General features: G+C 38.1%; 8 protein-coding genes and 1 riboswitch. Of the genes, 4 read left to right on the top strand and 4 right to left on the bottom strand.

Annotated elements, in window-relative coordinates; all coding sequences use genetic code 11:
• Positions 1 to 47: 47 nt before the first annotated feature.
• The gene (locus ACQY77_RS02400; RefSeq protein ID WP_421939585.1) at positions 48 to 2,501 is read right to left on the bottom strand and encodes a transglycosylase domain-containing protein; all 2,454 of its coding nucleotides are present in this window, start codon (positions 2,499 to 2,501) and stop codon (positions 48 to 50) included.
• Positions 2,502 to 2,643: 142 nt separating this feature from the next.
• Between ACQY77_RS02400 and ACQY77_RS02395 the strand changes: the two genes are divergently transcribed.
• The gene (locus tag ACQY77_RS02395) at positions 2,644 to 3,525 is read left to right on the top strand and encodes a polyphosphate kinase 2 family protein (protein WP_421939586.1); all 882 of its coding nucleotides are present in this window, start codon (positions 2,644 to 2,646) and stop codon (positions 3,523 to 3,525) included.
• A gap of 45 nt (positions 3,526 to 3,570) precedes the next feature.
• On the opposite strand, the gene ACQY77_RS02390 is transcribed toward ACQY77_RS02395, so the two are convergent.
• The 3 genes from ACQY77_RS02390 to ACQY77_RS02380 all read right to left on the bottom strand — a co-directional run bounded on the left by ACQY77_RS02390 (position 3,571) and on the right by ACQY77_RS02380 (position 7,098).
• Positions 3,571 to 4,923 (bottom strand): alpha-L-fucosidase, encoded by a 1,353-nt coding sequence (locus ACQY77_RS02390; RefSeq protein ID WP_421939587.1) that lies wholly within the window; start codon positions 4,921 to 4,923, stop codon positions 3,571 to 3,573.
• Positions 4,924 to 5,207: 284 nt separating this feature from the next.
• Positions 5,208 to 5,810 (bottom strand): HPP family protein, encoded by a 603-nt coding sequence (locus tag ACQY77_RS02385; protein WP_421939588.1) that lies wholly within the window; start codon positions 5,808 to 5,810, stop codon positions 5,208 to 5,210.
• Between the two features lie 43 nt (positions 5,811 to 5,853).
• Entirely contained in the window at positions 5,854 to 7,098 is a 1,245-nt protein-coding gene (locus ACQY77_RS02380) for a serine hydrolase (protein WP_421939589.1), read from the bottom strand.
• Positions 7,099 to 7,182: 84 nt separating this feature from the next.
• Positions 7,183 to 7,372, top strand: a riboswitch (cobalamin riboswitch).
• Positions 7,373 to 7,470: 98 nt separating this feature from the next.
• Here ACQY77_RS02380 and ACQY77_RS02375 point away from each other — a divergent pair.
• Genes ACQY77_RS02375 through ACQY77_RS02365 form a run of 3 tightly spaced genes read left to right on the top strand, consistent with a single transcriptional unit; the run spans position 7,471 to position 11,763 of the window.
• On the top strand, positions 7,471 to 9,495 hold the full coding sequence (locus ACQY77_RS02375; protein WP_421939590.1) for a TonB-dependent receptor: 2,025 nt from the start codon (positions 7,471 to 7,473) through the stop codon (positions 9,493 to 9,495).
• Positions 9,496 to 9,499: 4 nt separating this feature from the next.
• On the top strand, positions 9,500 to 10,603 hold the full coding sequence (locus tag ACQY77_RS02370) for a YncE family protein (protein ID WP_421939591.1): 1,104 nt from the start codon (positions 9,500 to 9,502) through the stop codon (positions 10,601 to 10,603).
• Between the two features lie 23 nt (positions 10,604 to 10,626).
• Complete coding sequence (locus ACQY77_RS02365; protein WP_421939592.1) at positions 10,627 to 11,763, top strand: PKD domain-containing protein; 1,137 nt, start codon at positions 10,627 to 10,629, stop codon at positions 11,761 to 11,763.
• Positions 11,764 to 11,776 lie beyond the last annotated feature (13 nt).

The raw sequence follows: 11,776 nt of genomic DNA, 5'->3' as shown, positions 1-11,776 counted from the left end.
AGAAAAATCGCCGGGAACATACATTCAGGGCGATTTTATTTGCTGTTTTAGTTTTCGTTATTGTTTTTCTCGTTTTTTTTCTTTTCCCGCTCTTCCTGACGTTGCTTTCTTCTCAACTCACGTTCTTCTTTCTTGGTTAATGGAACAGTTGCAGCAGGCTGATTTTGAACAGGATCAGGTTTCTTTTCTTCTTTCTTAACCTCAGGTTCTACTGTTACTGCAGGAACAGGCTCTGTAGGTTCAGGGGTATTGAATTCAGTAGAATCAACAATCACGCTATCCGTAGAGGTGGTGTCTTCAACAATACGCGGACTTGGACAGTTTATGGTTCTGGTAATTGGAACTGTAGCTTTAGGGAAAGGCCCATAAGTATATCCCGAAGATGGATCGTGATATACCTTCTCCATAAACTTGGCAAAAATAGGTAGTGCAGTTCTTGATCCTTCTCCTTGCTCTCCATTTTTAAAGTGAGCAGTACGTTCATCACAACCTACCCAAACCCCGGTTACCAGATCTTTGGTAATTCCCATATACCAGGCATCCACATAATCAGATGAAGTTCCTGTTTTTCCACCAATCTGGTTATTTTTTTTCCATAAATCCCATTCCCAAAGAGCCTGAGATGTACCTCCAGGTTCTTCCATACCGCCTCTGAACATATAAAGCATTAACCAGGCAATCTCTTCAGATAGTACCCGCTTGGTTTTAGGCTTAAAATCTTCAATCACATTGTTGTCCTGGTCTGTAATTTTTTCTACCAGAATGGGATCCGTTTTAACGCCTTTATTGAGGAAGGTACTGTAGGCTTTAACCATTTCGTACACCGTAACATCGTTAGATCCTAAACTAACAGAAGGTACTGACTCCAAATGACTGTCTATACCACATTCATGGGCATACTTAACTACATTATCCCAGCCCACTTTTTCAGTTACCTGAGCGGTAATGGTATTTACCGATTTAGCCATTGCCCAACGTAAACTCATTTCTCTGTAAGAGATGCTGTAATCGGCATTTTTTGGCTCCCAATATTTGGTTTCTCCTTTATCCTGATATCCGATTTTTACTGGTTTGTCTGTGTATTTATCACAAGGATTGGCTCCTTGCTCTAAAGCTGTGAGATACGCAAAAGGTTTAAATGTTGAACCAGCTTGTCGTTTGGACTGATTAACGTGATCGTATTTAAAAAACTTATGGTCAATTCCACCTACCCATACTTTAATCTTACCGCTGGCTGGCTCCATCGTCATCATCCCTGTATTTAGGATTTTCCCGTAATAACGAATAGAATCTAATGTAGAAAACAGGGTATCGCGATCTCCCTTGTAGGTAAAAATCTGCATGCGTTTCTTCCTGTTAAAGTAGGCAATAACAGAATCAGGGTTATTGGGGTACTTCTTTTGTAAGAGTGTATATATCGGCAGGTTTTTCATTGCCCGATCCGGGTAATCTACTTTCTGCTTTTCAGAATCGTACCAGGGATCTTCATTTCCCCAAACACTATAAAATCTGCGTTGAAGGGTTTTCATTTGTTCCTGAACCGCCTCTTCAGCATATTTTTGCAATTTAGAATCAATAGTAGTATAAATCTTTAATCCATCTTCATATAAATCGTACCCATTATCTGTACACCACTTCTCTAAATACTTAGCTACTGCAGACCTCAGGTAGGAATCGTCATCACTACCGTCTTCAGATTTTCCTTCTTTAAGTTTAATGGGTTCTTTAATCAGTTCAGTTAAACTATCTTTGCTCAGGAACTTATACTTATTCATTTGCGTAAGTACGACATTTCTACGATCAAGGGCATTTTTTGGATTTTTAACTGGATTGTATAGGGTAGTACCCTTCAACATGCCTACTAAAAGTGCAGCATCAGAAGTAGAGAGGTTTTTCACTTCTTTATCAAAATAAACCCTACTTGCCGTTTTAATACCGTAAGCATTCTGCCCAAAAGATACCGTGTTCAGGTACATGGTTAAGATATCGTTCTTACTGTAGTTAGATTCTAATTTTACCGCAGTCATCCATTCTTTCAATTTAGGAATGATCTTTCTTACCAAAGGGATTTTAGATAGAAGTCCTGATGATTTATTGTAACGTGTACGGTAAAGGTTTTTAGCCAATTGCTGAGTGATGGTACTGGCACCACCATCTTTTCCTAAGCCAATTACGGCACGTCCCAGTGCCTGAACATCTATACCCCAGTGCTTGTAAAAACGTACATCTTCAGTGGCTACCAAGGCATGAACTATACTTGGGGCAATATCTCCATAGTTTACTGGGGTTCGGTTTTCTTTAAAGTATCTGCCTATTAATTTTCCATCGGCAGTGTAAAGCTCCGAGCCCACTCTTAAAGTTGGGATTTTTATATCGCGATAACTCGGAGAGTATCCAAATAGCCATAAAAAGTTAATTTGTAACGCAGAAAAGAAAATAATGATGAAAAAAACAACAATTGCAGAATAGCGTAAGTACTTGTTTTTTATTTCTTTAAACATATTGTGTGTGGTAATGTTGGGTAAAAAGCTGTGGCGCTAAATATAAAAAACTCTGTATGCAAATTACAGTATTTAATTTACTTATTTTTTAGTTATATCTTTAATTGATGTAGTTGAAACAATAACTAAACAGTTTGCAAGTATGAAAAACGAATTTAAAGGCCTGATTGTACAGGGAGATAAAAAATTTTCCATTAAAAATACCAAAACAGATTTTACAGGAGGCTATAATAAAGAAAAAGCTAAGGATGCCCTGGTTAATGCTAAAATAGAATTAAGCCATCAGCAGGAAAAACTTTATGCTGCTAATCAATATTCGGTTTTAATTCTTTTTCAGGCTATGGATGCGGCCGGAAAGGATAGCGCCATTGAACATGTAATGAGCGGATTAAACCCTCAGGGATGCCAGGTGTTTAGCTTTAAAGTTCCTACATCTGAAGAGTATGAACATGATTTTTTATGGCGACATAACAAGGCTTTACCAGAACGGGGCAGGATTGGGATTCACAATCGATCTCATTATGAAAATGTACTGGTTTGCAAGGTGCACCCAGAATATGTTTTAACAGAGAATCTCCCAGGATACGATGAGGTTAAAAAAATAAACAAACAGTTTTGGAAACAGCGCTACCAGAGCATTAGAAATTTTGAGGAGCACCTGATTGCCAATGGTACGGTAATTTTAAAGTTTTTTCTGAACGTAAGTAAGGAAGAGCAAAAGAAACGTTTCTTAGAACGGATTGAAGACCCTGCAAAAAACTGGAAATTTTCTTCTGGCGATATTAAAGAACGCGCTTTATGGGACGATTACATGCAGGCTTATGAGGACGCTATTAATGAAACAAGTACTAAAAATGCGCCCTGGCATATTATTCCTGCTGATAAGAAATGGTTTGCGCGATTGGCAATAAGCGAAATTATCGCAGACAAATTTAAGAGCCTTAATTTAAAGTTCCCGGTATTGGGCGAGGTAGAGCAAGATAAACTTAATGAAAGTAAAGTTTCACTTCTGGGCGAATTGTAGATCTTTAATATCGGCACCTGCAATTAATTGCAAGTGCCGTATCGGTTATTTTAATGATAATTCCACAACAGGAATCTCAAAATTTGGTTTTTTAGTAGGCAGCTTGAGTACTAAGTCATCCCCTTTAGATTTTTCCTTGTCTATTTGAAGTTCAGAATTGTCATGCAGGAATTGAGCATATTTTGCCTGTTTAGCATAGCCTTTAAGTATTAACGTACCATCTTTAGGATAGTCGAAAAGGTGAACGTAGAGTTTTTTTGCTGCCTTGTTGTAAGTAGTTTTAGCGCCATCAACTGCCGCATATTCAGCTGGTGCGTAGCTGCAATTATAAATAGCCTGACTATTGGCATGCATCCAAATTCCCAGACTATCTAATGCGGTATTCGCCCTGGCATCAAACTCACCACGGGCAGTTGGTCCTACATTTAAAAGCAAATTACCCCCATTGCTTACTGATGTAATTAACAAGTCCAGTAGCGCTCTGTTGCTTTTCCATGTGTTTTCATCGCGGTGATAACCCCATGATCCTGAGAATGTTTGGCAGGTTTCCCAAACTTTACCTTTATATTTTTCTAATTCAGCAGGTTTAACCTGTTCCGGTGTTTCAAAATCAGCCCCATCTGTGTATTCTTTCAAATCTAACCGGTTATTGACAATAATGTTGGGTTGAAGCTTTCTGATTTGTTTAAGCAATTCAATGGAGCCCCAATCATCTTTTCCTTTACCATATTTGCCAGCGAACGAGTAATCGAGCCATAGTAAATCTATTTTTCCATATTTGGTCAAAACTTCTGTTACCTGATCATACAGGTATTTTCTATATTTCGACATATCACGCCCCTTATTCACATTCGCATAAGCAGAATCGCTTTCTTTTACAGGACGCTGAGGGTGAATTCTATCTACCGTATAATCCGGGTGATGCCAGTCAATTAATGAATAATAAAAGCCCACCTTAATTCCCTCTGCTCTGAATGCATCTACAAATTCTTTTACCAGATCACGTTTTGCCGGGGTGTTAGTGGCTTTATAATCGGTAAGTTTACTGTCAAATAAGGTGAAGCCCTCATGATGTTTGGTGGTTAATACTGCATATTTCATACCTGCAGCTTTGGCTTTTTTAGCCCAAACTTTTGGTTGAAACTGGTCTGGATTGAATTGATCAAAATATTTTTGATAGTCTTCATTGGTAATTCTTTCCCTGCTTTTTACCCATTCGTGCCGCGCAGGCATAGCATAAAGCCCCCAATGGATAAACATACCAAAACGGTCATTCGTCCACCATTGCATTCGCTTTACTTTAGCTTCCGGACTTTCATTCCCGATACGTTTTTGCGCAAAAAGTGGCAATAAGGAAAACACTGTCAAAAACAGCAATAGGTAGGATTTTTTTCTCATAATAATTTGGTTAAATCTGGGTGTAGGTCTGGTTAAGTCTTTGATTTTTAAAGCCTACCATGACCATTTATACAAATGAAAGTATAAAAACAGGCTAAATATTAAGGGAAATAATCAAAATGATAAATGTAGTTGGTTATAAAACAGATAAAGTTGTTTGAAAGGTCACTACAAATGGTAAAGGATTGCTTCGGCCCATGTTGTTTTACCACAAAGTTTACACCTCTGTGTACTCTGGGGTAAATCCGAATCGTTCCCCTATTATAAATGAGGTCTAAAACAATTTACCGAATAACTTTTGTGCGGAAAAATGTCCTTTTCACGAAACGCGTAAACCTAGGGTTGGTTGGGTATCTTCTTTTAGGCGTGATGTTATTAAATATTAATGCAACGAACAGTAATATGGTACAGCCAGTTAAAACGGGCGATAAGACATACCAATAACCCAATCCTACAATTTTAGGTGCACCACTTACCGCAATAAGTGCTGTTGCCCCACCGGGAGGATGAATGGTTTTTGTAAATTGCATGCAAACAATCGATAAACCAACAGCAGTAGGGGCTGTAAGCCAGATTAAGTCAGGTAAAAGCTTGTGTACTGTTACTCCAATAATTGCAGAGATGACATGCCCTCCAATCAGGTTTCTCGGCTGTGCAAGTGGACTTTGGATGTTGCCATAAATGAGCACACTAGAAGCCCCAAAGGATCCGATAAGGAAGATGTTTTCGGTATTGGAAAGGATATTACTTTGAAAGAGGGCTATCAGGCCTATGCCAATAAATGCCCCCATAAAGGACCAAAAATGTTCTCTGCTATCAACAAGTGTTTCTTTATATAAAATGTATTTGGATACGCGTAGACTTCTTTTTATTCTTTTCTTAATCATTCGTAGGGAAAACTAATCTTCAATAGCATAAAGTGAGGCGCTATTAATAATCGAGTGCAAATCTACTTAAATTCGGTTTAAAATCCTTTTTCCGATCCATTTCTAACTGATAAATGACTTGCCCAAGATTTTTCATAAAAGGAAAACAAACTGTTTCATAATCATATTTATCATCGTTGTAGATCTCATCTTTATTGCTTTGTACTACGGCAGTAAGTAAATATTCAATACCATTTTTAAAATCCACGAAATAAGAATTGTCAATAATAAAACCATAACTATCGCCATATTTGTTAAAAATTCTGATGTTTTTATCCAGAGACACGTCCTTTTCTCTGCCATAATAAAGCATCTTGGCATAGGTTGGCCAAAATTCCTTTTCATCATATTTAGGATATTGGCTTTCTGTTGGGTACATGCTCATAAAAGTATATATCAGCTTGTAGTCTTCGGTACTTAAGTTAAATCGTTCCTTTGCCGGAAATGATTCGGGGAAAAGCAGTTTGCGCATTAGTTTTTGCTGATCTGAAATGGAAAAGGCATTTTTATTGGCTAAGCTAAAAGGTTTATTTACCAGTTTCTCTGCACTGTCTAAATAACCTTTGCCCATTACCAGGTTGCTGAGTTTTAACGCATATTCTTTCGGATCATACTGAGCAGGCTGACTGTAAACTAATTTATCACCATTAAAAAAATTAATCGGATTGGTATGCTTTGCCGATTCGCCTGCATCTCCAATAGCCAATCTGTTTAATATCCGACTGTGGTTAAGACCATTTTTCTTTAGCTTCTTATTGATCTCTGCTCTTCCAATAAACTCAAAAAGCCTGTTGAAAGCATCGTTATCGCTGGTTAGCAGTATTTTCTTAATGTAATGCTCAATAGAAGGAAGCTTATTTGCTGCACTTTCATCTTTTGATACCCTGGTTTGCCCCTTAAATGCACTATCTGTTATCATAATGCTTTTCGCTGTAAGTCCGGTATGTTTTAGGGTATTCACTTTCTCCAGTGCAAAAATTACAGCAGCTAACTTAACGGTACTGGCAGGGTAGAAGTAATGGTTGGGATTAAGGTTATAGCTGTAGCTTTTAAAATGTGATTTGTTTTGGGCATCCCGATTTATCTGTGTGTATAGAATTTGAACCTGGTTGCGTTCCGGATGATTTAAGATCCCGGCAAATAACTCAGGTTTGGATTCCATTAATTTTTGAAGCATCGTAGTATCGGTTTTTTGTGCCATTGCAGATACACTGATTAGGGAAAGAAAAATAAAAGCCGTTTTTTTCATGTGCTGGGATTGATTTTTAAAGTTAACCTTTTGCCTGAAGAAAGATATCCTTTAACATCCATTTTACATTTAGCTTAATTTTACTAATTTTGCGGCGCTTTTGGTTTCCGGTTTTACACCCGGAATTAAAAGGGAATACAGTGTAATTCTGTAACTGTCCCGCAGCTGTAAGCTCTATAACGATTTTTCAATCAGTTAGCCACTGTTTCTAAGAAACGGGAAGGTAGAAAAATCGGGAGTAAGTCAGAAGACCTGCCTTTAGCATATAATTTCATAGCTTTCGGGGATTGAAGCTAGGATTGAGGTACTAAAGGTTTTCGTATTTTCATTTCCTTCAAATCTGTTTGCTGTGGGTAATAACTCGCAACAAAAATGATTATTAAACATCTTGCCCAACGTGGCATCATGCAGTTTTTTATTGGCACTTCCATTTTCTGGATAGCCCTATTATGCCCTGATTTTTTATGGGCACAAGCTGATACCGTAAAGGTTAATCAACTTAAGGAAGTTCAAATCAATCAGTTAAGGATAAGTAAGCAGCACCTTTCGCCTACGCCATTGCAGGTACTATCTGGTTTAGAACTGCAAAGGTTGAATGCTTTATCAATTGCAGATGCTATCCGCTATTTTTCTGGTGTTCAGGTTAAAGATTATGGTGGCATAGCCGGATTAAAAACCATTAATGTGCGCAGTATGGGTAGCAACCATACCGCTGTTTTTTATGATGGTGTGCAGCTGGGTAATGCTCAAAACGGGCAGGTAGATTTAGGGAAGTATACTTTAGATAACGTAGCGGAACTTTTGCTAACCAGCGGGCAACGCAGTGAACTTTTACAGCCGGCAAAGGCCTTCGCTTCTGCAAGTGCTTTATATATCAAAACGAAAGTACCAACTTTTTTAAACAAAAATCAAAACATCAGTACAGATGTAAAAACCGGATCTTTCGGTTTTATTAATACAGCGGTTTTGTATGAGCAAAAGATAAACAAGCGCCTCGCCTTTAACTTGAATGCAGCATTTTTAAATGCAAACGGGAAATATAAATACCGCTATACCAACGGATATTACGATACAACAGTTGTTCGTACCAATGCAGATATTTATTCCTATCGCCTGGAAGGGGGAGCATTTGGACAAGGTGCAGATAGCAGCCAATGGAATGTTAAGCTTTACAAATATCGGTCTGAACGTGGTATCCCCGGAGCAATTGTTTCCAATAAATTTGATTTTAGCCAGCGCCAATGGGATGATAACTCATTTGTTCAGACCCATTATGAAAACAACCCAAACCGGCGATATAACATTTCTTTAAATGCCAAGTATGCCAATGATTACACCCGTTACAATGATCCAACTATTAAATCTGATAGGGGTGCGCTAAATAATATCTACAAACAACAAGAATGGTACCTTTCTGTGGCCAATGTGTACCAGATGAAGCCATATTTGCATTTTGCTTTCTCTGCCGATTATAGTTACCAGAACCTGGATGCTAATCTGGAATACTTTGCCTATCCAAGCCGCAGCACAGGTCTATTTGTACTGGCAGGTAAATACTTTAAAAAAAGATTCGAATTTCAAACCAATGTATTGGCTACGGTTATTAACGAGGAAGTTAAAACTTTATCTGCCGCCGGTAACCGCACAGAATATACTCCAGCAGCCATGTTTTCCTGGCAGCCTTTTCAAAGTCCGAATTTTAGATTGAAAGGTTTTTATAAATCTATATTTAGAATGCCAACCTTCAACGATCTGTACTACACTTTTATTGGAAATACGAGTTTAAGGCCGGAATACACGAAGCAGTATGATTTAGGTTTTAACTACAACACACACTCTTTACATGGATCACTAAAGAATTTCTCCGTTCAAACCGATGTTTATTACAACCAGGTAAAAGATAAAATTGTTGCAGTACCCACACTTAACTTATTCAGGTGGACAATGCTCAATCTGGATGCAGTATCTATTAAAGGACTGGAAACCAATATTAAAACTTTATGGTTAATCAATGAGTTCGAATTCAGTACCAATTTAAATTATACATTCGAAAAAGCATTGGATGTAACCAAAACCGGTTTTACGTACCGCAATCAGATTCCATATATTCCTGTTCACAGCGGTTCATTTACCGGAAGTATTACCCATAGCAGGTACAGCTTAAACTACAGCTTTATTTATACCGGTGAACGTTACAGCCAAAAGGCCAATATACCGGTAAACTACGTAAAGCCTTACTATACACATGATCTTTCTATCGGTGGTTATTTCGGATCACATCAGAATTATAAAGTTAATGTCGAGATAAATAATCTGCTTAACCAGTACTACGATGTGGTACTCAACTATCCTATGCCCGGACGAAACTTCCGGATTACACTCAGTGCTAAAATTTAATACTATGAAAAATACCAAATCTATTTTGTGGCTGGCCTGTATGCTGCTTGTGTTCCTCTCTTGCAGGAAGGAAGATAGTTTTATCCCTGAGGAACAGGAACAATTGCCTCCTGATCCAACAGTTGAACTGAAGGGTTTTTATCTTTTAAACGAGGCTAATATGGGATCGAACAAGTCCTCGCTGGATTATTACGACTTCAGTTCTGGTGTATACCGCAAGAATATTTACAATGAGGCTAACCCCAACGCTACATTAGGACTTGGTGATGTGGGCAACGATATCAAAATATATGGATCACGGTTGTACGTTGTGGTCAACATGTCGGATAAAGTGGAAGTGCTGGAATCTAAAACAGCAAAGCGGATTGGTCAAATCAATATCCCCAATTGCCGGTACATTACTTTTTATAAGAACAAAGCCTATGTAACTGCATATGATGGTTATGTATCTGTAGTAGACACGACATCATTAAAAGAGGAAAAGCAGATTGTTGTAGGCAAACAGCCCGAAGAGATGGCGGTAATAGGTGCAAAATTGTATGTAGCCAATTCTGGTGGTTATAATTATCCAAATTATGAACGGACTGTTTCGGTCATTGATCTAAATACGCTTACAGAAATCAAAAGAATAGATGTGGCGATTAATCTGCATAGGTTAAAGGCAGATCAATATGGCGATTTGTATGTAACCTCCCGAGGTGATTATTACAATATCCCTTCCAACTTATTTGTAATTGATACCAAGACAGATCAAATTAAAAAGACCTTTAATCTGGCGGCAAGTAATATTGCTATCCATAATGATGAAGCTTATTTATATAGCGTAGAATGGAATAACAACACTGGCTCAAACGCCATCAGTTATGCTAAAATTAACGTAAAGGATGAGACAATCATCAACAAAAATTTCATCACCGATGGAACAGATAAATCGATTGTAATCCCTTATGGTATAGCCGTAAATCCGGTAAATAATGATGTATATGTTACCGATGCCAGGGATTATGTAAGTCCGGGAATCCTCTATTGCTTTGATAAGAAAGGGAAAAAGAAGTTTTCGGTTACTACCGGTGATATTCCGGCACACCTGGTATTCTTAAATAAATAATCAATATATAATTAATAAAACACATGAAGAAAAGCTACCTATTGTTACTCTTAAGCGTTTTTGCGCTGATGTACAGTTGTAAAAAAGATGAAAAGGAGATTGCTCCTGATGTTAATTTAGCCATAAAGACTGATGCCCTTGAAGCCAAAGTAAACGTAAAAACTACCTTTAGTGCCGGAACCAATAACGGGTTACCTTTTAAACATTTATGGAAGCTTGATGGCGCAGTAGTAAGTGAAGTTTATAATTTTGATTTTACGCCATTAAAAGCAGGTACTTATATTATTGAGTACACTGCCTCTAATACTGCCGGCACCTTTACCCATAAATACACCGTTACGGTTCCGGTACCTGTTATTGGAGTTACACCTGCCAGTACAAAATTCATTTCCACCATTTTTGAATACCTGCCGGCTCCCGGACAATTTATAAATGAAGCATTGGGCTCAGTTGCAGGCGCACAAAAAATTATCGGCGATGTAAGCAAAACCAGCCTCATCAGTTTAGGGGGCTTTGGTGGTTACATTGTTTTTGGATTTGATCACTCAGTAGTCAATAATTCTGGAAATGACCTTGCCATCTACGGCAATCCGATTGGCGGCTCAACTGCATGGGCAGAACCAGGCATTGTAATGGTAAGTCAGGATGTGAACGGAAATGGTAAACCTGATGATGAATGGTATGAGCTGGCAGGTAGTGAGTACAACAACCCCTTAACCATTAAAAACTACGAAATTACATATGTTAACCCCAAAGGGTTTGCCAATGTAACCTGGACAGATAATCAGGGCGGAAGTGGAACGTATGACGTAAATAACTTTCACAAACACAACTTCTATCCGGAGTTTGCGCCAGATCAGGAAAAACTAACCCTCAGGGGAACCTTGTTGCCTTCAACTTTCGGTAAGGTAGGAAGCATTTTTGTTAACGCTGCGTTTAACTGGGGATATACCGATAGCTGGTCTATTGGAGATGATTATGCTACCAATAAATATAACGGTTTCGACATTTCCTGGGCAGTAGATAAAACAGGTAAGAAAGTAGAATTGAAAACCATCGATTTTGTAAAAGTATACACCGCACAAAGAGAAAAGGGGAATACGCTGATGGGCGAGATATCTACTGAAGTTAAAGGCGCACAAGATTTAGGAATTAAATAGATACACAAATAAT

The sequence above is a fragment of the Pedobacter sp. genome, from assembly GCF_965279535.1.
GTDB lineage: Bacteria > Bacteroidota > Bacteroidia > Sphingobacteriales > Sphingobacteriaceae > Pedobacter.
Note: the sequence above shows the minus strand (reverse complement) of the source record. Positions and strands in the feature narration are given on the sequence as shown.